The organism is Pseudomonas sp. PA-7-1E (genome assembly GCF_021605325.1).
In the GTDB taxonomy this organism is placed as follows: Bacteria; Pseudomonadota; Gammaproteobacteria; order Pseudomonadales; family Pseudomonadaceae; genus Aquipseudomonas; species Aquipseudomonas fluorescens_BV.
Genome location: NZ_WKFA01000016.1, coordinates 24,196 through 48,719 on the forward strand (window position 1 = coordinate 24,196; position 24,524 = coordinate 48,719).

General features: G+C 61.7%; 21 protein-coding genes and 1 pseudogene. 11 read left to right on the forward strand and 11 right to left on the reverse strand.

The window, feature by feature from the left end; genetic code table 11:
• Positions 1 to 3 precede the first annotated feature (3 nt).
• On the reverse strand, positions 4 to 981 hold the full coding sequence (locus tag GIW79_RS13070) for an ABC transporter permease (protein ID WP_014718193.1): 978 nt from the start codon (positions 979 to 981) through the stop codon (positions 4 to 6).
• Positions 978 to 2,465, reverse strand: coding sequence for a sugar ABC transporter ATP-binding protein (locus tag GIW79_RS13075; RefSeq protein ID WP_054896549.1), 1,488 nt, complete (start codon positions 2,463 to 2,465; stop codon positions 978 to 980). Before GIW79_RS13075 ends, GIW79_RS13070 begins: the two co-directional genes overlap by 4 nt.
• 262 nt (positions 2,466 to 2,727) lie before the next feature.
• Here GIW79_RS13075 and rpiB point away from each other — a divergent pair, with 262 nt between their 5' ends.
• The 3 genes from rpiB (at position 2,728) to GIW79_RS13090 (ending at position 6,233) form a co-directional block, all read left to right on the forward strand.
• Positions 2,728 to 3,189 carry a ribose 5-phosphate isomerase B gene (gene rpiB / locus GIW79_RS13080; RefSeq protein ID WP_034125746.1) on the forward strand — a complete coding sequence of 154 codons (462 nt, stop codon included), beginning with the start codon at positions 2,728 to 2,730 and terminating at the stop codon, positions 3,187 to 3,189.
• A 63-nt stretch (positions 3,190 to 3,252) separates the two neighbouring features.
• Positions 3,253 to 4,233 (forward strand): sugar-binding transcriptional regulator, encoded by a 981-nt coding sequence (locus tag GIW79_RS13085; RefSeq protein WP_236453309.1) that lies wholly within the window; start codon positions 3,253 to 3,255, stop codon positions 4,231 to 4,233.
• A 431-nt stretch (positions 4,234 to 4,664) separates the two neighbouring features.
• Entirely contained in the window at positions 4,665 to 6,233 is a 1,569-nt protein-coding gene (locus tag GIW79_RS13090; protein ID WP_054918570.1) for a TerC family protein, read from the forward strand.
• A gap of 22 nt (positions 6,234 to 6,255) precedes the next feature.
• Here the strand turns inward: GIW79_RS13090 and GIW79_RS13095 are convergent.
• Together GIW79_RS13095 and GIW79_RS13100 are read right to left on the reverse strand one after the other, a co-directional pair.
• Positions 6,256 to 6,543, reverse strand: a pseudogene (locus tag GIW79_RS13095) (thioredoxin family protein); the annotation flags it as partial.
• A 74-nt stretch (positions 6,544 to 6,617) separates the two neighbouring features.
• Positions 6,618 to 6,866: a hypothetical protein gene (locus tag GIW79_RS13100; protein WP_034125743.1), complete on the reverse strand. Its 249-nt coding sequence runs from the start codon at positions 6,864 to 6,866 to the stop codon at positions 6,618 to 6,620.
• Positions 6,867 to 7,148: 282 nt separating this feature from the next.
• Between GIW79_RS13100 and GIW79_RS13105 the strand changes: the two genes are divergently transcribed.
• The 8 genes from GIW79_RS13105 (at position 7,149) to GIW79_RS13140 (ending at position 13,735) form a co-directional block, all read left to right on the forward strand.
• Positions 7,149 to 7,997 (forward strand): transporter substrate-binding domain-containing protein, encoded by an 849-nt coding sequence (locus GIW79_RS13105; RefSeq protein ID WP_054918568.1) that lies wholly within the window; start codon positions 7,149 to 7,151, stop codon positions 7,995 to 7,997.
• Between the two features lie 52 nt (positions 7,998 to 8,049).
• Positions 8,050 to 8,712 (forward strand): amino acid ABC transporter permease, encoded by a 663-nt coding sequence (locus tag GIW79_RS13110; protein WP_034125741.1) that lies wholly within the window; start codon positions 8,050 to 8,052, stop codon positions 8,710 to 8,712.
• An 11-nt stretch (positions 8,713 to 8,723) separates the two neighbouring features.
• On the forward strand, positions 8,724 to 9,386 hold the full coding sequence (locus tag GIW79_RS13115) for an amino acid ABC transporter permease (RefSeq protein WP_034135844.1): 663 nt from the start codon (positions 8,724 to 8,726) through the stop codon (positions 9,384 to 9,386).
• Complete coding sequence (locus tag GIW79_RS13120) at positions 9,383 to 10,165, forward strand: amino acid ABC transporter ATP-binding protein (protein WP_020301585.1); 783 nt, start codon at positions 9,383 to 9,385, stop codon at positions 10,163 to 10,165. The genes GIW79_RS13115 and GIW79_RS13120 overlap by 4 nt, the downstream gene beginning before the upstream one ends.
• A gap of 14 nt (positions 10,166 to 10,179) precedes the next feature.
• Complete coding sequence (locus GIW79_RS13125; RefSeq protein ID WP_003191822.1) at positions 10,180 to 10,569, forward strand: RidA family protein; 390 nt, start codon at positions 10,180 to 10,182, stop codon at positions 10,567 to 10,569.
• 134 nt (positions 10,570 to 10,703) lie between these two features.
• Complete coding sequence (locus GIW79_RS13130) at positions 10,704 to 11,468, forward strand: IclR family transcriptional regulator (protein ID WP_003191821.1); 765 nt, start codon at positions 10,704 to 10,706, stop codon at positions 11,466 to 11,468.
• Positions 11,469 to 11,477: 9 nt separating this feature from the next.
• Positions 11,478 to 12,686, forward strand: coding sequence for an amino acid deaminase (locus GIW79_RS13135; RefSeq protein WP_054896545.1), 1,209 nt, complete (start codon positions 11,478 to 11,480; stop codon positions 12,684 to 12,686).
• Positions 12,687 to 12,829: 143 nt separating this feature from the next.
• On the forward strand, positions 12,830 to 13,735 hold the full coding sequence (locus GIW79_RS13140) for a sugar kinase (protein ID WP_054918588.1): 906 nt from the start codon (positions 12,830 to 12,832) through the stop codon (positions 13,733 to 13,735).
• A 129-nt stretch (positions 13,736 to 13,864) separates the two neighbouring features.
• On the opposite strand, the gene GIW79_RS13145 is transcribed toward GIW79_RS13140, so the two are convergent.
• The 7 genes from GIW79_RS13145 to GIW79_RS13175 form a co-directional block, all read right to left on the reverse strand.
• Positions 13,865 to 14,140, reverse strand: a complete 276-nt coding sequence (locus GIW79_RS13145) for a peptidylprolyl isomerase (RefSeq protein WP_003174397.1) — start codon at positions 14,138 to 14,140, stop codon at positions 13,865 to 13,867.
• Between the two features lie 43 nt (positions 14,141 to 14,183).
• Complete coding sequence (locus GIW79_RS13150) at positions 14,184 to 16,721, reverse strand: PAS domain-containing hybrid sensor histidine kinase/response regulator (RefSeq protein WP_096144338.1); 2,538 nt, start codon at positions 16,719 to 16,721, stop codon at positions 14,184 to 14,186.
• 138 nt (positions 16,722 to 16,859) lie between these two features.
• Complete coding sequence (locus tag GIW79_RS13155; protein ID WP_236453306.1) at positions 16,860 to 18,815, reverse strand: acetoacetate--CoA ligase; 1,956 nt, start codon at positions 18,813 to 18,815, stop codon at positions 16,860 to 16,862.
• A gap of 127 nt (positions 18,816 to 18,942) precedes the next feature.
• Positions 18,943 to 19,716, reverse strand: a complete 774-nt coding sequence (locus GIW79_RS13160) for a 3-hydroxybutyrate dehydrogenase (RefSeq protein WP_236477373.1) — start codon at positions 19,714 to 19,716, stop codon at positions 18,943 to 18,945.
• A 7-nt stretch (positions 19,717 to 19,723) separates the two neighbouring features.
• Positions 19,724 to 21,115, reverse strand: coding sequence for a GntP family permease (locus GIW79_RS13165; protein WP_236453299.1), 1,392 nt, complete (start codon positions 21,113 to 21,115; stop codon positions 19,724 to 19,726).
• 286 nt (positions 21,116 to 21,401) lie between these two features.
• On the reverse strand, positions 21,402 to 22,802 hold the full coding sequence (locus GIW79_RS13170; protein WP_236456582.1) for a sigma-54 interaction domain-containing protein: 1,401 nt from the start codon (positions 22,800 to 22,802) through the stop codon (positions 21,402 to 21,404).
• A gap of 145 nt (positions 22,803 to 22,947) precedes the next feature.
• The gene (locus GIW79_RS13175; protein ID WP_054896540.1) at positions 22,948 to 24,519 is read right to left on the reverse strand and encodes an ABC transporter ATP-binding protein; all 1,572 of its coding nucleotides are present in this window, start codon (positions 24,517 to 24,519) and stop codon (positions 22,948 to 22,950) included.
• Positions 24,520 to 24,524 lie beyond the last annotated feature (5 nt).

Here is a 24,524-nt window from a genome sequence, read left to right on the forward strand (position 1 = left end):
TCTTCAGCGTTTCTTCTTGCGCCACACGTCGATCAGTACTGCAAACACGATGATCAGGCCCTTGGCGACCTGCTGGTAATAGGAGGACACGCCGAGCAGGTTCAGGCCGTTGTTGATCACGCCGATCAACAGTGCCCCGAACAAGGTGCCGACAATGCTGCCGGTACCGCCGGACAAACTGGTGCCACCGATCACCACCGCGGCAATCGCGTCCAACTCATAGGAAACCCCGGCCTGGGGCAGGGCAGAGGTGGTGCGTGCCGACAGCACCACGCCGGCCAACCCGGCGAGCAGGCCCGAGACCACGTAGACCGAGAACATCACCTTGCGCACGCCAATGCCCGATGTGCGCGCGCTTTTTTCATTGCCGCCCACCGCGTACACATAACGGCCGTAGGTGGTGTAGCGCAGCACCATCCAGAAAATAAGCGCGACCACGGCGAAGATGATGATCGGCACGCCCACCGGGCCGACCTTGCCGATGCCCAGGGCCAGGTAGGCGTCGGGCAGGTCGGTGATCGGGCTGCCGTCGTTGAGAATAAAGGTCATGCCCCGGGCGATGCTGAGCATGCCGAGGGTGGCCACGAACGGCGGGATCGACAGGTTGGCGATCATGAAACCATTGACCACCCCGAGCATCGCGCCGGCAAACATCCCCGCGCTGACCGCCGCCAACAGGCCATAACCCTGGGTGGCGACCATGGCGCTGCACAACCCGGCGAACGCCAGGATCGACCCCACCGACAGGTCGATGCCCTTGGTCAGGATCACATAGGTCATGCCCACGGCGAGAATGCCGTTGATGGAGGTCTGGCGCAGGATGTCCATCCAGTTGCGCCAGGTCATGAAGTATTCGCTGGAAAACGCCATCACCACGCACAGCAGGATAAACACCAGCGGCAGGCCGAAGCGGTCGAGGGACAGGCGCAGGCGGTTGCGCGGCGCGGCAGTAACGGGAGCAACGATGGTTTTGGCATTCATGAGGCAAGACTCAACAAGGCTTCCTGGGAAAGGGCGGTGTCGGTGCTGATAGTGACCAGCCGGCCGCCTTTGAAGACGGCGATGCGGTCGCTCAAGTGCAGCAGTTCCGGTGCTTCCGACGACACCACAATGGCTGCGCCACCGGCGCGCACGAACTGGTCGAGCAGGTGGTAGATCTCCTGTTTGGCGCCTTCGTCGATGCCGCGGGTGGGTTCATCGCAGAGCAGGCATACCGGCTCGGTGGACAGGCATTTGGCGAGCACCACCTTTTGCTGGTTGCCGCCGCTCATTGATGCCACCGGCAGCTCCAGGGAGCTGGTCTTGATCTGCAAGCGCTTGACCATCTCCTCGGCCAGTTGCGCTTCTTTACGTGCGTTGATCAGCGACCAACTCGACAAGCGCTTATAGGCCGACAGTGCAATGTTCGACAGGATGCTGCCGGTCAGCACCAGGCCGCTGTCCTTGCGGTCTTCGGTAACCAGCGACATGCCGGCGTCGATGGTCGCCTTGGGCTGCCCGATGGGCATGGGCTTGCCTCGCAAGGTAACGCTGCCGGAATCCGCCACGGTCAGGCCGTAGATGCAATTGAGGAATTCACTGCGCCCGGAGCCCATCAACCCATAAATGCCGAGGATCTCGCCACGGCGCAGTTGCAGGCTGATGTCGTGGAACTCACCGTTGCGGCTCAGGTTGTCGACTTGCAGGCAGGTGCTGGCCGCACATTCGCGGCCCGCCTTGTGGTCGATGCGCGTCAGTTCCTGGCCGACAATGCCGCGCACCAGGTGGTCGCGGTCGATATCGGCCATGCGCCCGCTTTCGACAAAGGCGCCATCACGGAAGATGCTGTAGTCATCGGCGATCTGCGCCAGTTCGCTCAGTCGATGGGACACGTACACGATGCCGGCGCCGCGCGCGGTAAGGCGGCGAATCGCCTTGAACAGGGTTTCGGCCTCGCGCTCGCCGATGGCCGAGGTGGGCTCGTCCATGATCATCACCTGGCAGTCATGGCTGAACGCCTTGGCGATTTCCACCAATTGCATCTGCGCCACGCTCAAGCGGTGCATGGGGCTGGTGGCGTCGACGTCGAACTCCAGGCTTTCGAGCAGTTCACGGGTGCGGCGGTTGAGGGCCTTGCTGTCGACGATGCAACCGGCGCGGCGCGGTTCGCGGCCCAGCCAGATGTTTTCGGCGACGGTCATGTAGGGGATGGGTTCGAGCTCCTGGGTGATCATTGCGATCCCCGCCGCCAAGGCTTCACTCGGGCGATTGAACTGCACCGGTGCGCCGTTGAGCAGAATGCTGCCGGCGTCACGCTGGGTGATGCCCATCAGGATGCTCAGGAAGGTTGACTTGCCGGCACCGTTGCCGCCGCACAGGGCGTGGACGCTGCCGGCGCGCAGAGAAAGGCGCCCGTCGCGCAGGGCTGGTACCCCGGCGTAAGCCTTGGCGACGTGTTCAGCCTGGAGCAGTAATGGCGTGGCCATCGGCGTGTCCTCGTGCTGTGAATTCTTATTAGGTCGCACAGTCATGTTTCGCTGTGATCATATGTGTATCAAATGAAATTCTGATCAGTCAATCTCTTTCACTTAAAAGGTGTGATTCTCATCTTTGACGCGGTTATTGCCTTGGTATAGGGCTTTGACTGGCAGGTCAGTTAAATCTCGCTTGACAGTAAGGGGTGAATGCTTGCGAAATGGGTGAGAGATATTTCACTAAGTGATCATTTGATCAGTGGAGTTTGGCGCCATGAACACACCTTTCCCGGTGGCTATCGGATGTGATGAAGCGGGTTTTGAGCTCAAAGAGTTGTTGAAGCGCCATATCGAGGCGTTGGGATACCCGGTGACCGACTTCGGTACGCATTCAACGGTGCCGGTGCTGTACCCGGACATCGCCCTGGCCGTGGCCACCGCCATCAATGCCGGGCAACAGCGCCTCGGCGTGCTGGTATGCGGCACCGGCATAGGCATGGCCATCTCGGCCAACAAGGTGCTGGGTATCCGTGCGGCCCAGGCCCATGACACCTACTCGGCGGAGCGGGCGCGCAAGAGTAACGATGCGCAAATCCTCTCCATCGGTGCGCGGGTCATCGGTGCGGAGTTGGCCAAAAGCATCGTCAGTGCGTTTTTGGCCTCGGAGTTCGAAGCGGCGCGGTCCGGGGCCAAGGTCGAACGCATCAATGCGATCGAGCGCGATGGGCATCAGTAGTGGACGGCGCGGGGCAAGAGTCGGGAGAATGCGCCTTTGACGCCGAAACGGAAGCCCGCCCCCATGAGTGACAGTGCCCAGCGCATGGCCAGTGATATCGATCAGATGACCGAAGTGGCGATGCTCTATTACCTTGAGAACGTCACTCAGGAGGCCATTGCCAAGCGCTTTGACCTGTCGCGGGCCAAAGTCAGCCGCCTGCTCAAGCGTGCTCGGGATGAAGGGATCGTCGAGGTGCGCGTGTTGCAGCACCCGGCGATGAACAACGAGCTGGAGCGGGCGCTGGTAGAGCGCTTCAAGCTCGACCGCGCCTTGATCGCGGTCGACCACAGCGACCCCGACACCCAGCGCTCGGCGGTCGCCAGCCTGGTCGCCAACTACCTCAACAAGACCCTGAGTGATGGGATGATCGTTGCCGTGGGCATGGGGCGTAACGTCGGCGCGGTGGCCGATAACGTGTTTCTGCCGGTGACCCGCAACTGCACTTTCGTGTGTGCCATCGGCGGTTCGCTCAAGGCCGGCGAATACATGAACCCTGACCACATCTGCCGACGCCTGGCCCTGCGCTTTGGTGGCGAAAGTGAAAGCCTGTACGCCCCGGCGCTGGTGGCCAACCCGGAACTGCGCGGGGTGCTGATCAACAACGACACGGTGCGTTCGACCCTTGACCGCGCCCGCCGTGCCGATATCGCCCTGATCGGCATCGGCGACATGAGCGAGAACAGCAACATGGTGCGCATGGGCTGGTTCTCGCCCCAGGAAATCGCCCAGGCGCGGTTGTCTGGCACCGTGGGCGACATGATGGGCTATGACTTTATCGACATTCACGGCCAGCCGGCGGTCAACGCCATCCAGGGGCGCGTGATCGGGTTGACGGTGCAGGAGCTGTTTCGCATCCCGGATGTGGTGGCGATTGCCAGCGAGAACACCAAGGCGGCGGCGACCTTGGGGGCGTTGCGTTCGGGGGTGATCAATACGCTGGCGACCACCGTCACCAATGCCCACACCATCCTGGCGCTGGACGATGCCACTCGTAAAACCTGATACAGATCGTTCCCACGCTCCAGCGTGGGAACGCATCCTGTGACGCTCCGCGTCATCCTTGCGCGTGTGGGACGCGGAGCGTCAAAGGCGGCATTCCCACGCAGAGCGTGGGAACGATCATGCATCGAGGTGCCGGCATCGCAGGCCAGCTCCCACAAGAGTTGCTGTGCTTCTGATGGGGTTTACAGGTTTTGTAATAGTTTTGCGTTGTGGGAAATTTGTATTTCGAATGTAGGATTCAAGTCCTTTTGTCATTTCAGGACTTGCATGAACACCCTCTCGGAGCCTCCCAGTCGTCTTTCCCCAAGACAACCGCTGTCGCTGTTCCCGCTGAAGCACCCCGTATTCCGTCAACTAACCTTGTCCCGGTCGCATGACCGCACTTTGCCGTGCCCGGCGTTCTGAACACTTTAAAGACAGAGAATTTATAAATGGAATGGTTAGCGGATCCTACGGCCTGGCTCGGCCTTGCGACCTTGATTGTGCTGGAACTGGTGCTGGGTATCGACAACCTGGTGTTTATCGCGATCCTGGCGGACAAGTTGCCGCCGGAGCAGCGTGACCGTGCACGTTTGATCGGTTTATCCCTGGCGCTGCTGATGCGCCTGGGCCTGTTGGCGAGTATTTCCTGGTTGGTGACCCTCACCCAGCCGCTGTTCGAGGTGTTCGACAAGAGCTTCTCCGGCCGTGACCTGATCATGCTGTTCGGCGGTATATTCCTGCTGTTCAAGGCCACCATGGAATTGCATGAGCGCCTTGAAGGCCATGTGGCGCAGCACAAGGGCAGTGTGGCTTACGCCATGTTCTGGCCGATCGTCGCGCAGATCGTGGTGCTGGATGCGGTGTTCTCCCTCGACGCGGTGATTACCGCCGTGGGCATGGTTGACGAGCTGGCGGTGATGATGATCGCCGTGATCGTGTCCATCGGCCTGATGATCGTGGCGAGCAAGCCGCTGACCCGTTTCGTCAATGCGCACCCCACCGTGATCATGCTGTGCCTGGGCTTCCTGATGATGATCGGTTTCGCCCTGACCGCCGAAGGCCTGGGCTTCCATATTCCCAAGGGCTACTTGTACGCGGCCATTGGCTTCTCGATTCTGATCGAGGTGTTCAACCAGATCGCCCGAGCCCGTCGCAAGAAGTCGGCGCAGGGCGTGTTGCCGGTGCGTGAGCGTACCGCCCATGCGGTGATGCGCTTGTTGGGCGGCCGCAGCCTGGCGGTGGAAGAGGTGGGTGAAGACGTGGCTGACCTGCTGGGCGAGCCGGATGCTGCGCAGGGTCCGCTGTTTGACCGACGCGAACGGGTGATGATCAGCGGCGTGCTGCAACTGGCCGAGCGGCCGATTCGCACCCTGATGACCCCAAGGGCCAAGGTTGATTGCATCGACCTGGCGGATGACCCCGAGACGATCCGTCTGAAACTGATGCACTCGTCATACTCGCGTCTGCCGTTGATCCGTAACGGTGCGGTGGATGAGCCCCTGGGTTTTGTGCACAAGAAGGAGTTGCTCAAGGAGTACCTGGCCGGCAACGAGCCGAACCTGGAACACCTGGCGCGTCGGGCGATCAACCTGCTGGAGAGCTTTTCGATCCTCAATGCCCTGGAGCAGATGCGCCAGGAGTCCACTCACATCGCGTTCGTGATCAACGAATTCGGCGACTTCATGGGCGTATTGAGCATGACGGATATTCTGGAATCCATCGCCGGTGAATTGCCCGATGCCAGCGAAATCGAAGGGCCCGATATTGTCGAGCAAGGCGATGGCTTCCGTGCCAATGGCGCCTTGAACCTCAACCTGGTGCGTCAACGCACGGGCTTCAAGGCGGTGACGACCGAGGATTATCAAACCCTGGCAGGTTTGGTGATGAGCCTGCTTGACCGCCTGCCGGTGGTGGGCGATAGCCTGGAACATGAAGGCTGGCGTTTGACCGTGGCTGAAGTGGAGGAGCGTCGAGTGACGCAAGTGCACTTGCACCCTTGCTCAGGTCATAACGGCTGAAGATGTTCTTCACGTACTGCTCTTGTTCTTCAAGGGGGCCCAAACCTTTGTGTTGTTCCACCAGGGCGCCCTTGCGATAGATCAGCAGCGTCGGGGTGCCTGACACGTCAGGGTGCCTCGGCGTATGGGCGCAATCGAGTACCAGGCTCACGACCCAGGGATGCTGCCAGGCGTGCTGTTCGAACAAGGAGCCTGCCTGCGCGCAAGCGGGGCAGTGCTCTGATACAAACAGGAGGAACACCGGGCGCGGTGTATTCAGTACGCGTTCGAACGCTTTGGCGCTGGAAATGATGCGGGTGGCCATTCCCATGGTGATCTCCCTTCAAGCCGCGTGGGTGTTTGCCAACGCTAAGCCCGTGGCTTGCCACCGTCTACTGTCAACCTTCACAGGTCTGCCTCGCGCTCTATGCGCTCCCTGGCCTTGCGGGCCTGGCTCGCGCACTTCTCGTATTCCTCATTGTCGCGGGAGGCCTTGGCCCGGCGATAGCCATGGTGATTCTGGGCGGTGTAGTCGGTGCTGAAGGCTTCCTTGAGTTTCTGCAGTTCTTCCTTGCATTCACGGCGGTCGCTACTGGCCAGGGCGTTGCCAGCCACCCCGAGCAAAAGCACGGGCAAGATATATCGCAGTTTCATCAGTCAGGGTTCCATGTAAGGGCGAGCAAGCACGCTCTTAGAGGGTAGCCCAGGTGTTCGGTATTGGTGCGCAGTAACAGGGTTTGAGGTCTTGCGTAGCAAAGCGTTTGTACTCACGGGCAGGCGCCGCATTCCCATCAGGCCGCTATCTGACTGATCCAAAAGGCATTTGCGGGGCGCATGTCTTTCCATGAGCACCTATGGCACACTTTCTGCTGTCTATTCCGTTGTTACATACCAAGTTCCGGTATAGCGGAATACACAATCCCTGGAGTGCTTGTCATGCATCACCGACCTTCCGTATTCAAAGCGTGTGTTTTTCTCGTCGCTGCATCGGCTTCCCTCGCCAGCGTTGTGCAGGCGGCGGACAGCAAGCTCGATGATGTGCTCAAGCGTGGGCACTTGATCGTAGGTACAGGCAGTACCAATGCGCCGTGGCACTTCCAGGGAGCGGATGGCAAGTTGCAGGGATTTGATATCGACATCGGCCGCATCGTGGCCAAAGGCTTGTTCAATGACCCGAGCAAGGTGGAGTTTGTGGTGCAGTCATCCGATGCACGTATTCCCAACCTGCTCACCGACAAGGTCGACATGAGCTGCCAGTTCATCACCGTCACCGCCAGCCGTGCGCAGCAGGTGGCCTTCACCCTGCCGTACTACCGGGAAGGCGTCGGCCTGCTGCTGCCCAACAACAGCAAGTACAAGGAAATCGAAGATCTCCAAGCCGCAGGTGATGACGTTACCGTGGCAGTGCTGCAAAACGTATACGCCGAAGAGTTGGTGCACCAGGCGCTGCCCAAGGCCAAGGTCGACCAGTACGACAGTGTCGACTTGATGTACCAGGCCGTGAACTCAGGCCGCGCCGATGCCGCCGCCACCGATCAGTCCTCGGTCAAATACCTGATGGTGCAGAACCCTGGCCGCTACCGCAGCCCCACCTACGCCTGGAGCCCGCAAACCTATGCCTGTGCGGTCAAGCGCGGCGACCAGGACTGGCTGAATTTCGTCAACACCGCGCTGCACGAAGCCATGACCGGTGTGGAATTCCCCGCCTACAAAGCCTCGTTCAAGCAGTGGTTCGGCGTGGACCTGCCAGAACCGGCGATTGGTTTTCCCGTGGAATTCAAGTGACCCGCAACAACAGGGGCGTGCCTGAACACGCCCCCTTCAGGTGCTGCTGACCATGAACTATCAGTTGAACTTTGCCGCAGTCTGGCGTGATTTCGACACCTTGCTGGCGGGGCTCGGCCTTGGGCTACAGTTGGCTTTGCTGTCGATCGCCATCGGCTGCGTGATCGGCCTGTTGATGGCGTTTGCCATGCTTTCCAGGCACCGCGCGTTGCGTATTATTGCCTCGGTGTATGTCACCGTGGTGCGCAACACCCCGATCCTGGTGTTGATCCTGTTGATCTACTTCGCCTTGCCCTCCCTGGGCATTCGGCTGGATAAGATTCCCTCGTTCATCATCACCCTGTCGCTGTATGCCGGCGCCTATCTCACCGAGGTATTCCGCGCAGGCCTGGTGAATATTCCCAAGGGCTTGCGGGAAGCCGGCCTGGCCATCGGCCTGGGGGAGTGGCGGATTCGCGCTTACATCACCGTGCCGGTGATGCTGCGCAACGTGTTGCCGGCACTCTCGAACAACTTCATCTCGCTGTTCAAGGACACCTCCCTGGCCGCCGCGATCGCGGTGCCGGAACTGACCTATTACGCCCGCAAGATCAACGTCGAAAGCTACCGGGTGATTGAAACCTGGCTGGTCACGACCGCGCTCTACGTGGCTGCCTGTTACCTGATTGCCATGCTGCTCCGTTACCTGGAACAGCGTTTGGCTATCCGTCGTTAAGGAAGGGCCTCATGTACGAATCCCCCAGTTGGCTGCATGAATTGTGGATCGCCCGCGAGACCCTCTGGGCCGGCTTTCAGGCCAGCGTGGCGGTCTCGGCGCTGGCGATTGTCTTTGGCACCCTGATCGGCATCGTCGCCGGGTTGATCCTCACCTACGGCAAGTTCTGGATGCGTGCGCCGTTCCGTCTGTATGTCGATTTGATCCGTGGCACGCCGGTGTTTGTGCTGGTGTTGGCATGTTTCTACATGCTGCCCGCCCTTGGCTGGCAAATCAGTGCGTTCCAGGCCGGTGCTGTCGGGCTCACCTTGTTCTGTGGCTCCCATGTATCGGAAATCGTGCGCGGCGCGCTGCAGGCCATTCCCCGTGGGCAATTGGAAGCGGGCAAGGCGATTGGCCTGACGTTCTATCAGTCCCTGGGCTACGTGCTGTTGCCCCAGGCGCTGCGGCAGATCTTGCCGACCTGGGTGAACTCCTCTACGGAAATCGTCAAGGCTTCCACCTTGCTGTCGGTGATCGGTGTGGCCGAATTGCTGCTCAGTACCCAGCAGGTGATCGCGCGCACCTTCATGACCCTGGAGTTCTACCTGTTCGCCGGTTTTCTGTTCTTTGTCATCAACTACGCCATCGAATTATTCGGGCGCTACATTGAAAAGCGGGTGGCCTTGCCATGAACCAAGCTCAAACCAACCCAGCGCTGCTGGACATTCGTGGCCTGCGTAAACAATACGGCCAGGTGGAAGTGCTCAAGGGCGTCGACCTGTCCATGCAGCGCGGCAATGTGGTGACGTTGATCGGCTCCAGCGGCTCGGGCAAGACCACCTTGCTGCGCTGCGTGAACCTGCTGGAAGAGTTCCAGGGCGGGCAGATCACCCTGGATGGCGAGTCCATCGGCTACAGCGATGTCGGCGGCAAGCGTGTACGCCACCCGGAGCGGGTGATCGCCCAGCACCGCGCAATGACCGGCATGGCGTTCCAGCAATTCAACCTGTTCCCGCACCTGACCGCGCTGCAGAACGTCACCCTCGGCTTGCTCAAGGTCAAGAAAATGGGCAAGGATGAAGCGGTAGCGCTGGCCGAAAAATGGCTGGACCGCGTCGGCCTGCTGGAGCGCCGCAACCACTTTCCCGGCCAATTGTCCGGTGGTCAGCAACAACGCGTGGCCATTGCCCGGGCCATTGCCATGAACCCCAGCCTGATGCTGTTCGACGAAGTCACCTCGGCCCTCGACCCGGAGTTGGTGGGCGAAGTGCTCAGCGTGATCAAGGGGTTGGCGGAGGAGGGCATGACCATGTTGTTGGTCACCCACGAGATGCGCTTTGCCTATGAGGTCTCGGACCAGATCGTCTTCATGAACCAGGGCCGCATTGAAGAGCAGGGCAGTGCGAAGGACATCTTCGAACGGCCGCAGTCGCCGCGCCTGGCAGAATTTCTCAAGAACATTCGTTTTTAACAAGGAGCAACTTTATGAGCATTACTCGTTACGGCACCGGCAGCACCGCAGGTGGCGGCCAGCCACGTCCGTTCGCCCGCGCGGTGGAAGCCGATGGCTGGCTGTACGTGTCGGGCCAGGTGCCTGCGGTGGACGGTGAAATCATCAATGGCGGCATCATCGAGCAAACCCGCCAGACGATGCGCAACGTGGTGGCGATCCTCGAAGAAGCCGGCTACGAGCTCAAGGATGTGGTGCGGGTGGGCGTGTGGTTGGAAGACCCACGGGACTTCTGGAGTTTCAACAAGGTATTCGGCGAATACTTCACCCCGGAGCACGCACCGGCGCGCGCCTGTGTTCAGGCCAATATGATGGTCGATTGCAAGGTCGAGATCGATTGCGTGGCCTACAAGAAAAAGGCCTAACTGATCATTCCCACGCTCTGCGTGGGAATACCGCCTTGGACGCACTGCGTCCGCGCATGTGACGCAAAGCGTCACCGCATGCATTCCCACGCAGAGCGTGGGAACGATCATCTGGAACGGGACCGAGTACTGCCATGACCGAAGACACCATCAAACGCCGCGCCAAAGGCCTGGACCGTGCGTTCGATATCCTCGATTTTCTCAAGGAAATCGGCCAACCCCTGCGCCCGAATGATATTGCCAGCGGCATTGGCAGCCCCAAATCCACGGTCTACGAACTGGTGGCGTCGTTGCTGGAGCGGCGCATCCTGGAGACCGTGGGCAAGGACGGCCACGTGTATCTGGGGCGTCAGCTGTATTTCCTCGGCCAGGCACACTTGCGTCACTTCGACCTGACCCGCGAGGCCGACCACGCCTTGCAGGAGATCGTCAGCCAGACCCACGAAACCGCGCAGATGTGCCTGCTCAACGGGCGCAAATACACGGTGGCGCTGATGCGCGAAGGCCAGCGGCATTTCCGTATTTCTTCGGACATCGGTGAAAACGCGCCCATTCCGTGGACTGCCTCGGGACGCTTGTTGCTGGGGCATTTGAGCGATCAGCAGATCGTCGACCTGATCGATCCCGACGATTTCATCCTGCCGGATGGCCTGCGCCTGCCGCTGGACACCTTTCTGGCGCAGATTCGCCAGGCCAGCCTGGATGGGTTCTTCTCCTTCGACAGTGTGGCCGACACCTTCACCCACTGCTTTGCCGCCCCGGTGCGCGATGCCCAGGGCATCAGCATCGCGACCCTGTGCATCGTCGCCCCCCGGGCTGATGCGAGCAAAAACTACCATGACTATCGCCGGGTACTGATCGACAGTGCCAACAGCCTGGCCCGGCGCATCAACGAATAGGAGTTTTCCATGTCTGCCCTCAATGCCGTTGAAAAAGGTGCCGCCGCCGTCGGTGCCCATTTGGTTCGCGATGTCAGCCTGCCGGCCCTGGTGCTGCACCGTGACGCCCTGGAACATAACATCCGCTGGATGCAGGACTTTGTCCGCAGCAGCGGCGCCGAGCTGGCGCCCCACGGCAAGACCAGCATGATGCCCGCGCTGTTCCAGCGCCAGATCGCCGCCGGTGCCTGGGGCATCACCCTGGCTACCGCCGTGCAGACCCGCGCCGCCTACGCCAGCGGCGTGCGTCGCGTGCTGATGGCCAACCAACTGGTGGGCGCGGCGAACATGGCCTTGATCGCCGACCTGCTGGCCGACAAGGATTTTGACTTCCATTGCATGGTCGATCACCCGGACAACGTCGCCGACCTGGGCCTGTTCTTCGCCGCCCGTGGCCAGCGCCTCAACGTGATGATCGAGTACGGCGTGGTCGGTGGCCGGTGCGGCTGCCGCAGCGAGCAGCAAGTGCGCGACCTGGCCAAGGCGATCCAGGCCCAGCCGGCCTTGGCCCTCACCGGTATCGAGGGTTACGAAGGCGTGATCCACGGCGAGCACGCCATCAGCGGTATCCGCGCCTTCGCCGCCAGCCTGGTGAGCCTGGCGGTGGAACTGCAAGACAGCGGCCTGTTCGACCTGCCCAAGCCGATCATCACCGCATCGGGCTCGGCCTGGTACGACCTGATCGCCGAGTCGTTCGAAACGCAGAACGCCGCCGGCCGCTTCCTCAGCGTGTTGCGCCCTGGCAGTTACGTGGCCCACGACCATGGCATCTATAAAGAGGCGCAGTGCTGCGTACTCGAACGCCGCAGCGACCTCAACGAGGGCCTGCGCCCGGCAATGGAAGTCTGGGCGCATGTGCAGTCGCTGCCGGAGCCTGGTTTTGCGGTGGTTGCCCTGGGCAAGCGCGACGTGGCCTACGACGCCGGTTTGCCAGTGCCGCTCAAGCGCTACAGGGCCGGGATCGTGCCGGCGCAAGGTGATGATGTGAGCGGGTGCAAGGTCACGGCGGTGATGGACCAGCATGCGTTCATGACTGTGGCGCCGGAGGTTGAATTGCGTATTGGCGACATCATTTCCTTTGGTACGTCCCACCCTTGCCTGACCTTTGACAAGTGGCAGGTGGGGTGCCTGGTGGATGAGCAGTTGCAGGTGGTCGAGTCTCTGCATACCTGCTTCTAGACCGAGTCGCGGCTATCGCAGCGATGCGGCGACCCGACAAGCCAGCTCCCACAGTGACCGCGTTTTAACTGAAGGAATGCAGTCGAATATGGGAGTCGGGCTTGCCCGCGATGGGGCCCTCCAGCACACCTGAGAACTTTGCCATGAACATCCACCCCCGCATCGCCCTCATCGGCGAATGCATGATCGAACTGCAACACCGCGCCGACGGCAGCCTGCACCAGAGCTTCGGCGGTGACACCTTGAACACCGCGGTGTACCTGCGCCGCGAGCTGGGCGATGCCGGCAGCGTTGACTACGTCACCGCCCTGGGCGATGACAGCTTCAGCGATGCCATGTGTGAGCATTGGCACGCCGAAGGCCTTGGCCTGGACAGGGTCCAGCGTCTGCCTGGGCGCCTGCCGGGCTTGTATTGCATCCAGACCGACGCCCAGGGCGAACGTAAATTCCTCTACTGGCGCAACGAGGCGGCCGTGCGCGACTGCTTCACCACGCCTGCCGCCGAGCCGGTGCTGGCGGCCCTGCCGGGCTATGATGTGGTGTATTTCAGCGGCATTACCTTGGCCGTGCTGGGAGACATCGGGCGTGAGCGTTTACTGCAGGCGCTGATCGAAGCCCGCCGGCGCGGCGCCAGGGTGGTGTTCGATAACAACTACCGGCCCCGGTTGTGGGCCGATGTGCAAACGGCTCGTGAGGCGTATCGCAGGGTGTTGGCCGAAGTGGACATTGCCTTGCTCACCGAGGATGACGAGCGCGCGTTGTTTGGCTATGAGGATAGCGAGCAGGTGTTTGCGGCGTACCCGTCGATTGCAGAAGTGGTGCTCAAGCGGGGAGCGGATGCGTGCCTGATTCGTTGCGCGGGCGAGCGCTTTGCGGTGCCGTCGTTGAAAGTGGAGAAGGTGGTGGACACCACGGCGGCGGGGGATTCGTTCAGTGCGGCGTATTTGGCCTGTCGACTCAAGGGTGACTCGCCCCAAGACGCCGCACTGGCGGGGCATCGGTTGGCAAGCCGGGTGATTCAGGTGCCCGGGGCGCTGATACCGAGATGATCACTGATCGTTCCCACGCTCTGCGTGGGAGTGCAGCCCGGGACGCACCGCGTCCCAGAAGCGGACGCAGAGCGTCCAGTGAGGCATTCCCACGCAGAGCGTGGGAACGATCGGACTGAAGCCATCCACTCAATCGCGGTAAAACACCTGCACCAGGTGATACCCAAACTTGCTCTTGATCGGCCCGTGCACCACCTTCACCGGTTTCTTGAAGATCACCGCATCAATCGCCCCCACCATCTGCCCGGGCCGCACTTCGCCCAGGTCACCACCGCGTTTGCCCGACGGGCAGGTGGAGTACTTCTTGGCCAGCACATCAAAGGCTTCGCCTTTGGCAATGCGCTGCTTGAGTTGTTCGGCTTCTTCGCTGGTTTTCACCAGGATATGACGGGCTTGGGCTTTCATGGGGCTCTACCAGCTGTGCGACGGCGCGCGATTATGCCTGAACTCAGGCCTCGACGCCGATCATGCTACGGATTTTGTTGGCCAACAGGTCAATGGAAAAAGGCTTGGCGACCATGTCCATGCCGTCCTCCAGGAACCCCTGGCGTTCGGCGGCTTTCTCGGCATAACCGGTCATGAACAGCACGCGCAGGCCGGGGCGATGCTGGCGGGCGATTTCCGCCAGTTGCCGGCCGTTCATGCCGGGCAAGCCAACGTCGGTCACCAGCAAGTCCACGCGCAAATCCGATTCCAGCAACGGCAGCGCCGCACGCGCATCCGCCGCCTGGTGCGCGGTATAGCCCAGTTCGTCAAGTACATTGACCACCAGCATGCGCACCGCCGGGTCGTCCTCGACCACCACCACCGCTTCACCGGCCAGGGCCACGGGGGCTTCGGTCAGGCTGGTAGGCAGGCTGCTTTCCAGTGCGGTGCCATACAAACGCGGCAGGTACAGGCGCACGCAGGTGCCCTGGCCCGGTTCGCTCTGGATGGTCACGTGGCCGCCGGATTGCTGGGCAAAACCGTAGATCATCGACAACCCAAGGCCAGTGCCTTGGCCGATGGGTTTGGTGGTGAAGAACGGGTCGAACGCCTTGGCGAGGATTTTCGGCGCCATGCCGCTGCCGTTGTCGCTCACGCCAAGCATCACATAGTCGCCGGCCTTGACCGGTTCCAGGGTGGTGATGTCGGTGCCGTCCAGGTAACTGTTGGCGGTTTCGATCAGCAGCTCGCCGCCGTCGGGCATGGCGTCGCGGGCGTTGATCACCAGGTTGAGCAGGGCGTTTTCCAGTTGACTGGCGTCGGTGTTCACCGGCCAGATGTCCTTGCCCAGTTGTACCTTGAGTTCGATATGCGCGCCCTTGGTACGCCGGAACAGGTCCTCCAGGGACGCCACCAGTTGGTTGGGGTCGGTGGGGCGACGGTCCAGTGACTGGCGCCGCGAGAACGCCAGCAGCCGGTGGGTAAGGGCGGCGGCACGGTGCGCGGAGGACACGGCAGCATCGGCAAAACGGCCGATATCGTCGCTGCGCCCGGCGGCGATATAGCGCTGCATCAGGTCCAGGCTGCCGATGATGCCGGTGAGCATATTGTTGAAGTCATGGGCGATACCGCCGGTGAGCTGACCGACCGCTTCCATCTTCTGCGCATGGCGCAGGGCATCTTCTGCACGTTCGCGCTCGAACATCTCGTTCTGCAGGCGCTGGTTGGCCTCGGCCAGCGCCTGGGTGCGCTGGGCCACGCGTTCTTCAAGGTTCTCGTTGAGGTGGCGCAGGGCCTCTTCGGTGAGCTTGCGTTCGGTCTCGTCGATCACAAAGATGTAGAAACCATTCACCGAGCCGTCACTGCTAAACCGCGGCAGGTACTTCATCAGCGCATGGCGGGGGCGGCCGTCGCGATGAGGCGTCACCGTCATGAAGCTGCACGCCTTGCCCTTGAGCGCGGCGGCGATCTTGTCTGCGCGCCCGGCATACACCTCGTCGCCGAGCACTTCGCGGATGGTCTTGCCGTACAGCTCCTGGGGCGTTTTGCCATACCACTCGAGGTAAGCGCTGTTGTTGAGGCGAAAGCGCTGTTCGTGGTCAACGTAGCCGATCAATACCGGCATGGCGTTGATGATCAGTTGCAGCTCGGTCTGGCTCTGGCGCAAGGCCTGCTCGGTGTTTTTGCGCTCGGTGAGGTCCAGCGCGGCGCCGAGGAACCGCGCCGGCCGGCCCTGTTGATCCTTGTAGCAGCGGCCACGGGCGAACACCCAGCGCACCTGGCCATCGGCCTGTTGCAGGCGGTATTCCTCGGCGTACTCGGTGCCATGGGTGATGCAATGCTTGATGCTACGCGTCACCGTGCCCCGGTCTTCGGGATGCACGCCGTGCAGGTAGGCGCTGATGGGCAGCAGGCTTGAATCGTTGGGGTCGACGCCATGCAGGTAGGCGAAATGGGCGTCGGCGATGAAGCGGTCTTCACCGATATCCCAGTCCCAGGTACCCACCGCGTCTGTGGCCGCCAACGCGAGTTGCAGGCGTTGCTCGGTGTTGTGCTGGGCCTTGAGGCTTGCTTCGGAGCGCTGTTGCAGTTCGAGGGTTTTGCTGCGTCGCTCATTGGTTTCAATGGCCGTGACCAGAATGCCGGCTACCCGGCAGCTTTCATCGCGCACCGGGCTGTAGGTCAGATCCAGCCAGATTTCGGTATCGCAGCCCTGGCGATGCAGCACAAAGCGTTGCTCGCTGAAGGTGCGCACCTGGCCGCCGAGCACGGCGTCGTACACCGGCGCGGCGAAGCTTTCAAGCTCTGGCCAAGTGTGGTGCGCCGGCTGGCCGAGGGCGCCGGGGTGCTTGCTGCCAATCAGGTGTGCAAAGCCATCGTTATAGAGTTGCGTGAGGTGCGGGCCCCACAGCAGTACCATCGGCATGGGCGAATGCACGACGATATCAACGGCAGTGCGCAGGCTTTGCGGCCACTCACTGGCCTCACCGAGTGGGCTTTGCGCCCAGTCCAGCCGCTTGATCAACGCAGCGGCTTCGCTACCGGTGGATGTTCCATTCATAAAAAGCCCTGAGCATGACGCTTTGAAAAATGACAACACCCATTATCCCAAGGAGCGGCAACGGGTGGCTACCCCGGAAAAATAGCATGCCTTGAGGGTTTTTCTTCAAAACGCTGCGTCAGCGCTGAAACCTTTCATCTAATAAGCCAGCTCAGCTCTGTCGCGAAATTGCTCCAGTGCCTGGGGGTTGGCCAGGGCATCGGTGTTTTTCACCGGCTCGCCATGCACCACGTTACGCACCGCCAATTCGACGATTTTGCCACTGATGGTGCGGGGGATATCCGTGACAGCGAGGATCTTGGTCGGTACATGGCGCGGTGTGGTGTTGGCGCGAATCACCTGGCGGATCTGCTGTTGCAGCGCCTCGTCCAGTTCAATTCCATCATCCAGGCGCACAAACAGCACCACGCGCACGTCGTCCTGCCAATGTTGGCCGATGGCGAGGCTTTCCAGCACCTGCGGGACCTTTTCCACCTGGCGATAAATCTCGGCGGTGCCAATGCGCACGCCGCCGGGGTTGAGCACCGCATCGGAACGCCCGTGGATCAACAGGCTGCCGTTGGCGCGTTGCTCGGCATAGTCACCCTGGGCCCATACACCGGGGAACTGACTGAAATACGAAGCGCGCAGTTTCTGCTGCTGCGGGTCGTTCCACAGCCCGATGGGCATGGCAGGGAAATGCCGAGTGCACACCAGTTCGCCTTTCTCTCCGATCAGGGGCCGGCCCTGGTCGTCCCACACTTCGATGGCCATGGCCAGGCTCTTGCATTGCATCTCACCACGCCGCACCGGCAGCACCGGGTTGCCGATCACAAAGCAGGAGACAATGTCGGTGCCACCGGACATCGAGGACAGGCACAGCTCGGCTTTGATCTCGCGGTACACGTAGTCGTAACTCTGGGGCGACAGCGGCGAGCCGGTCGAAATCAAGCCCTTGAGGCTGCCCAGATCGTGGCTCAGGCGCGGCTGCAACCCGGACTTTTCCAGGGTGGCGAGGAATTTGGGGCTGGTGCCGAACACGCTGATTTTTTCCGCATCGATCAGGTCGATCAAACGTTCGGGGCCGGGGTGGAACGGCGAGCCGTCGTACAGCACCGCGGTGGCACCGATCGCCAGCACCGACACCAGCCAGTTCCACATCATCCAGCCGCAGGTGGTGTAATAGAACAGGCAGTCCTCGGGGTTCAGGTCGGCATGCAGGCCGTGTTCCTTGAGGTGCGTCAGCAATACGCCGCCAGTGCCGTGGATGATGCACTTGGGGATGCCGGTGGTGCCGCTGGAATAAAGGATATACAGCGGGTGATCGAACGGCACCGCGACAAATTCCGGTTCGCCGCCGGCTTGATAGAAGTCGTCCCACAGCGCGACGTGGGCGTGGGTGGTGTAGTCCCCAGCCTGCGCTTCGGGCTTGGCGTAAGGCACGATGATCAGCTGTTGCAGGGAGGGCAGGCGTTCAAGGATCTCATTGAGCTTGGCGCTCTGGTCGATGCGCTTGCCGGCATAGCGGTAGCCCGCGCAGGTGATCAGCACCTTGGGCTCGATCTGGCCGAAGCGGTCGATGACGCCTTGGGTGCCGAAGTCTGGCGAGGAGCACGACCAGATCGCACCGAGGCTGGTGGTGGCGAGCATGCCCACCAGGGTTTGCCAGGTATTGGGCATACACGCGGCCACCCGGTCACCTATGCCGACCCCGGCCGCCCGCAGGCTTTTTTGCAGGCCGGCAACCTGTTCCGCCAGTTGCGCATAGCTCAATTGTTCACGTTGGCCGTCTTCGCTGACAGCCACCACCGCAGGATGATCGTCGCGCCGGCGCAACAGGTGTTCGGCGAAGTTCAGGGTGGCGCCGGGAAACCATTGGGCGCTGGGCATCTCGATGTCTTCGATCAGCGTGACGCTGGATGGGCTGCGAAACTGCACGTCGAAGAACGCGACAATCGCCTGCCAGAAATCCGGGCGCTGGTCGATGCTCCATTGGTGCAGGGCGGGGTAGTCGTCGAGCTGCACGCCGTGCCGTTGGTTGATGAAGCGGCGGAACTGATCCATGCGCGTGGTGGCGATGCGTTCCGGGGAGGGTTGCCAGAGGATGTCGGACATAAGCTGCCTCTTCTCGTTCCCACGCTTCGCGTGGGAATGCCTGACTGGACGCTCGGCGTCCGCTTTTGGGGCGCGGAGCGCCCCGGTCTGCGTGCCCACGCGGGGCGTGGGAACGATCATCACGGGTTTACTGGGCCAGCCAGCCACCGTCGATGTTCCAGGCCGCGCCGCGCACCTGGGCGCCGGCTTCACTGCACAAGAACAACACCAGTTCCCCGAGCTGCGACGGCGTCACAAACTCCAGCGACGGCTGTTTCTCTGCCAACAGATCCTGCTGCGCCTGCTGGGGGTCTATTCCAGTGGCCACGCGATCATCAATCTGCTTCTGCACCAGCGGCGTCAGCACCCAGCCCGGGCAGATGGCGTTGCAGGTGACATTGCTGGTGGCGGTTTCCAGGCCCACCACCTTGGTGAGGCCGATCACCCCATGTTTGGCCGCCACATACGCCGCCTTGCCCACTGAGCCGACTTGCCCATGCACCGAGGCGATATTGACGATGCGCCCCCAGCCCTTGGTCTTCATGCCCGGCAAGCTCAGGCGTGTGCTGTGGAACACCGAGGACAGGTTGATGGCGATGATCGAATCCCAGCGCTCCACAGGGAAGTCTTCCACCGCCGCCACATGCTGGATACCGGCATTGTTGACCAGGATGTCCACGCCACCGAACTCGTGCTCGGCGTAGGCGAGCATGTCGGCGATCTGCGCCGGGTCGCTGACGTCTGCCGGGTGATGCCCGACCTTGCCGCCAAACGCCTGTACCTGGGCGATCACCGCGCTGGCGTCGCCGAAGCCATTGAGAATCAGATTGGCGCCGGCCTTGGCCAGGCTCAGGGCAATCCCTAAGCCGATGCCGCTGGTGGAGCCGGTGACCAGGGCGGTCTTGCCATTCAAAGTTGTCATGAAAACCTCACACAATGCCGGTGGCGTAGAAAGTGCCGATCACCACGAACACCGCAAGGGTCTTGATGATCGTGATGCCAAAAATGTCCTTGTAGGCTTCGCGGTGGGTCAACCCGGTGACCGCCAGCAGCGTGATCACCGCGCCGTTGTGGGGCAGGGTGTCCATGCCGCCGCTGGCCATGGCCGCGACTCGGTGCAGCACCTCAAGGGGGATGTTGGCCGCGTGGGCGGCTGCAATGAAGCTCTCGGACATCGCCGCCAGGGCGATGCTCATGCCGCCGGAAGCGGAGCCAGTGATACCGGCCAGCAAGGTCACGGTGATCGCTTCGTTGACCAGCGGGTTGGGGATGCCCTTGAGCCAGTCCGCCAGTACCAGAAAGCCTGGCAGCGAGGCGATCACGGCGCCAAACCCATATTCCGACGCGGTGTTCATCGCCGCAAGCAATGCACCGCTTACCGCGCTTTTACTGCCTTCGGCCAGCTTGCTCTTGATCGCCGAGAAGCCGAACACCAGCACCACGATAATTCCCACCAGCAATGCCGCCTGCACCGCCCAGATCGCGGTGAGCTTGGCGATTTCGGTGGTCACCGGCGCGCTCATGCCCGGCAGGCTGAGGCTGTGGGTCTTGCCGTACCACTGCGGGATCCAGTGGGTGAACAACAGGTTCATCACCCCCACCAGGATCAGCGGCGACAGCGCGACCCATGGGTTGGGCAAGGCAAGGTTGTCGGCGGTTTCCGGCTCATTGCGCAACTCGGTGCCATAGCCTTCACCGGCACGCTGGGCCTTGTTGCGCTGGCGTGCGAGGTAGAGCATGCCGGCGCAAAACACGAACATCGTGCCGATCAGCCCCAGCCACGGCGCCGCCCAGGCGGTGGTGTTGAAGAAGGTGCTGGGGATGATGTTCTGGATCTGCGGCGTGCCGGGCAGGGCGTCCATGGTGAACGAGAAGGCGCCGAGGGCGATGGTCGCCGGGATCAGGCGCTTGGGGATATTGCTCTGGCGGAACATCTCGGCGGCAAACGGGTACACCGCAAACACCACCACGAACAGCGACACGCCACCGTAGGTGAGCAGGGCGCAGACCAGCACAATCACCAGCATCGCCTGGCGCGTGCCGAGCAAGCGGATCGCAGCGGCCACGATCGAGCGCGAAAACCCCGACAGCTCAATGAGCTTGCCGAACACCGCACCGAGCAGGAATACCGGGAAATACAGCTTGATAAAACCGACCATCTTTTCCATGAACACCCCGGTAAAGGCAGGTGCGACGGCGGACGGGTCGGTGAGCAGCACCGCGCCAAGGGCGGCGATGGGGGCGAACAGGATAACGCTATAGCCACGGTAGGCGGCCAGCATCAGCAGCGCGAGCGCGGCCAGGGCAATGATCACACTCATGGTGTGTCTCCATCGGATTGTTATTGTTGTGGGTGAGGCTGTGGGAGGGAGCTATAGCGAGATGTGTGCCAGATTTATAACTTGTTGATATATATAGATTTATTTACTTTTTAACGACGGTTTTCCAGAAGGCAGTCTCAATCGAGAGACGAGTGGAGATCCCTTGTGGGAGCTGGCTTGCCTGCGATAGCGGTGTAACAGTGCCATATTCCCTAGCTGAACCAACGCTATCGCAGGCAAGCCAGCTCCCACACAGGATTGTCTCCATAGTGGGAATCTAGTCTCTTTAATGAGACTGGGTTATTCCAAGAGCCAGCATTTTTTTATACAACGTTGACCGCCCAAGCCCCAACCGCTTGGCTGCCTCTACCACATTCCCTTCACACGCCGTGAGCGCGGCTGCGATCACCTGCCGATCTAACCGTTCCCGTGCCGCACTGAATGTCTCTTCTTCCATCGACACCAGCGCACGGCGTTCAACCGGCGTAAAAGTGCCAATCGCTGTGCGTATCTCCTCGGCATTCAACACCAAGTCATCACTCAGCAACGCCGCCCGCTCCAGCACATTGCGCAGCTCGCGGATATTGCCCGGCCAGGCATGTTGGGCCAACAGCGCCAGGGCATCGCGGTCCAGTTCGTGCTGGCTGCGCAACTCCTCAAGGATCGCCTCGCTCAGCGCCGGAATATCCTCCAGCCGTTCACGCAGCGGCGGCACCTGGATCGGCAGCACGTTGAGGCGGTAATACAGATCGGCGCGAAACTCGCCACGCTTGATCGCTGCCTCCAGGTCCATGGACGTCGCGGCAATCACCCGCACATCGCTGTGCAGCATCTCGTTGGAGCCCACCGGTTCGAATTCCTTTTCCTGCAACACCCGCAGCAATTTGCTTTGCAGTGGCAGCGGCATGTCGCCGATCTCATCGAGAAACAACGTGCCGCCCTGGGCAATCTGGAACTTGCCGGGGCGACCCTTGCGGTCGGCACCGGTAAAGGCGCCGGGTGCGGTGCCGAAGAATTCGGCTTCAAGCAGATCATGGGGGATCGCTGCGCTGTTGACGCTCACGAAGGCTTTGTGCGCCCGGGGCGATGCGCCGTGGATGGCCTGGGCCAGCAGTTCCTTGCCGGTGCCGGTTTCCCCGAGCAGCAATACCGGCGACTCGGCACTCGCACTGCGCCGCGCCCGGCGCTTGACCTCAAGGCTGGCGGCGCTGGTGCCGATAAAGTGCGCAAAATTGTATTTGCTTTGCCGCGAACGCAGCAGCGAGCGCGTGGAGGCCAGCTCCTGCTGCATGCTCAGGTAGCGCTCGATCAGCGGCGACAGGTTGCGCAGTTCATCGAACAGCGCAAACCCAATCGCGCCGATCACCGCCCCTGCCTCGTCGTGGATCGGCAGGCGCATCACCACCAGCGGGCCCTTGGGGGTGTCCTGGATGTCCAGCAGGATCGGCCGGTCATTGCGCACCACCTGGCGCAGCAGGCTGTTGGAAATCACCTGCTCGCAAGGCTGGCCGATGGCTTGGTCGGCGCTCTTGAGGCCAAAACGCTTGGCGTAACGCTCGTTCATCCACACGATGTTCGCATCGCGGTCGACGATGACTGTGCCCTCGCTGGACTGCTCGATGATCTCGAACAGCGACTGGATGGCCAGGCCGCGAACCTGTTGGTAGTCCTTGAGGCTGGTACTCATGGGTACAGAATCCTGTTAATGATCGTTCCCACGCTCTGCGTGGGAATGTCTACCGTGACGCTCTGCGTCACTCGGCGTAGGGCCAAGACACGACGCGGAGCGTCTCGGGTTGTGTTCCCACGCAGAGCGTGGGAACAATCTCACCTCACAAAGGGATGTGCGCTGCTGCCAGCAGTTCTTTGGTGTACGGGTGTTGGGGCGATTCGAACACATCATGGCTCGCGCCACGCTCCACCACCTTGCCATCCTTGACCACGATCATGTCATGGGCCATGGCCCGCACCACCGCCAGGTCATGGCTGATAAACAGGTAGGTCAGGCCGTATTTGTCCTGCAGTTCGCGCAGCAGCGCCACCACTTGTTTCTGCACTGTACGGTCGAGGGCCGAGGTCGGTTCGTCGAGCAGCATCAGCGCTGGCTTGAGTACAAGGGCGCGGGCAATGGCGATGCGTTGGCGCTGGCCACCGGAAAACTCATGGGGGTAGCGATGTCGGCTGGCAGGGTCGAGGCCCACGTCCTTGAGCACCTGGATGACTTGCGCGTCACGCTCGGCCAGGCTGCACGGCGCGTGTACTTCCAGGCCCTCGCTGATGATCTGCTGCACCGACATGCGCGGGCTGAGGCTGCCATAGGGGTCCTGGAACACCACCTGCATCTGCTTGCGCCATGGGCGCATCTGCTGATGGTTGAGCGGGTCCAGGGCCTCACCCTGGAAGCGAATGCCGCCGCTGGAGTCGAGCAAGCGCAGGATCGCCTGGCCCAGGGTGGACTTGCCGGAACCGGACTCGCCGACAATCCCCAGGGTTTTGCCGCGCTGCACGCTGAGGCTGATGCCGTCCACCGCGCGCAGGTAGGTCTTGGCCCGGAACAGCCCGCCACCGAGGGGGAATTGCACGCTCAGGTCATCCACTTCCAGTACCGTCTCACGGGGCTCGCTGCACAGCACATCGCCCGAGGGCTCGGCGTCCAGCAGCAGGCGGCTGTAGGGATGCTGCGGTGCGGTGAACAAGGCCTGGCAGTCAGCCTGCTCGACGATTTCGCCGGCACGCATCACACAGACCCGCTGGGCGATACTGCGCACCAGGTTGAGGTCATGGCTGATCAGCAGCAGCGACATGCCCAGGCGTTGTTGCAAGGACTTGAGCAGCAGCAGGATCTTGCGCTGCACCGTCACGTCCAGCGCCGTGGTGGGCTCGTCGGCAATCAGCAGTTCGGGCTCGCAGGCCAGGGCCATGGCGATCATCACCCGCTGGCGTTGGCCGCCGGACAATTGATGGGGGTAGGCCTTGAGCCGTTCCTGGGGTTTCTGGATGCCCACCAGTTCCAGCAGTTCGAGGATGCGCGCCTGCGCCGCCTTGCCGCCCAGGCCCTTGTGCAGCAGCAGGGTTTCGCCGATCTGCTTTTCGATGCTGTGCAGCGGGTTGAGGGAGGTCATCGGCTCCTGGAAGATCATGGCAATGCGGTTGCCGCGCAATTTTTGCAAGGTGCTCGGTGAGGCGCCGATCAGTTCCTGGCCGCGATACTTGATGGAGCCCAGGGTTTCGGTGCCGGCTTGCGGCAGCAGTTGCAGGATCGAATGGGCCGTCACCGACTTGCCCGAGCCCGACTCGCCCACCAGCGCCAGGCACTCGCCCGGGCGCACGTCCAGGCTCAGGTTGCGCACGACGGTCTGGCCGTTGAAGGCGACGCACAGGTCGCGGATTTCGATCAGGTTCATACGCA

Coding starts and splice junctions, on each gene's coding strand:
- GIW79_RS13170 (WP_236456582.1), bottom strand. CDS start 22,802: ATGAGTACCAGCCTCAAGGACTACCAACAGGTTCGCGGCCTGGCCATC.
- GIW79_RS13070 (WP_014718193.1), bottom strand. CDS start 981: ATGAATGCCAAAACCATCGTTGCTCCCGTTACTGCCGCGCCGCGCAAC.
- GIW79_RS13085 (WP_236453309.1), top strand. CDS start 3,253: ATGAGTGACAGTGCCCAGCGCATGGCCAGTGATATCGATCAGATGACC.
- GIW79_RS13145 (WP_003174397.1), bottom strand. CDS start 14,140: ATGAAAGCCCAAGCCCGTCATATCCTGGTGAAAACCAGCGAAGAAGCC.
- GIW79_RS13175 (WP_054896540.1), bottom strand. CDS start 24,519: ATGAACCTGATCGAAATCCGCGACCTGTGCGTCGCCTTCAACGGCCAG.
- GIW79_RS13135 (WP_054896545.1), top strand. CDS start 11,478: ATGTCTGCCCTCAATGCCGTTGAAAAAGGTGCCGCCGCCGTCGGTGCC.
- GIW79_RS13150 (WP_096144338.1), bottom strand. CDS start 16,721: ATGAATGGAACATCCACCGGTAGCGAAGCCGCTGCGTTGATCAAGCGG.
- GIW79_RS13105 (WP_054918568.1), top strand. CDS start 7,149: ATGCATCACCGACCTTCCGTATTCAAAGCGTGTGTTTTTCTCGTCGCT.
- GIW79_RS13120 (WP_020301585.1), top strand. CDS start 9,383: ATGAACCAAGCTCAAACCAACCCAGCGCTGCTGGACATTCGTGGCCTG.
- GIW79_RS13090 (WP_054918570.1), top strand. CDS start 4,665: ATGGAATGGTTAGCGGATCCTACGGCCTGGCTCGGCCTTGCGACCTTG.
- GIW79_RS13115 (WP_034135844.1), top strand. CDS start 8,724: ATGTACGAATCCCCCAGTTGGCTGCATGAATTGTGGATCGCCCGCGAG.
- GIW79_RS13125 (WP_003191822.1), top strand. CDS start 10,180: ATGAGCATTACTCGTTACGGCACCGGCAGCACCGCAGGTGGCGGCCAG.
- GIW79_RS13165 (WP_236453299.1), bottom strand. CDS start 21,115: ATGAGTGTGATCATTGCCCTGGCCGCGCTCGCGCTGCTGATGCTGGCC.
- rpiB (WP_034125746.1), top strand. CDS start 2,728: ATGAACACACCTTTCCCGGTGGCTATCGGATGTGATGAAGCGGGTTTT.
- GIW79_RS13160 (WP_236477373.1), bottom strand. CDS start 19,716: ATGACAACTTTGAATGGCAAGACCGCCCTGGTCACCGGCTCCACCAGC.
- GIW79_RS13155 (WP_236453306.1), bottom strand. CDS start 18,815: ATGTCCGACATCCTCTGGCAACCCTCCCCGGAACGCATCGCCACCACG.
- GIW79_RS13100 (WP_034125743.1), bottom strand. CDS start 6,866: ATGAAACTGCGATATATCTTGCCCGTGCTTTTGCTCGGGGTGGCTGGC.
- GIW79_RS13140 (WP_054918588.1), top strand. CDS start 12,830: ATGAACATCCACCCCCGCATCGCCCTCATCGGCGAATGCATGATCGAA.
- GIW79_RS13130 (WP_003191821.1), top strand. CDS start 10,704: ATGACCGAAGACACCATCAAACGCCGCGCCAAAGGCCTGGACCGTGCG.
- GIW79_RS13110 (WP_034125741.1), top strand. CDS start 8,050: ATGAACTATCAGTTGAACTTTGCCGCAGTCTGGCGTGATTTCGACACC.
- GIW79_RS13075 (WP_054896549.1), bottom strand. CDS start 2,465: ATGGCCACGCCATTACTGCTCCAGGCTGAACACGTCGCCAAGGCTTAC.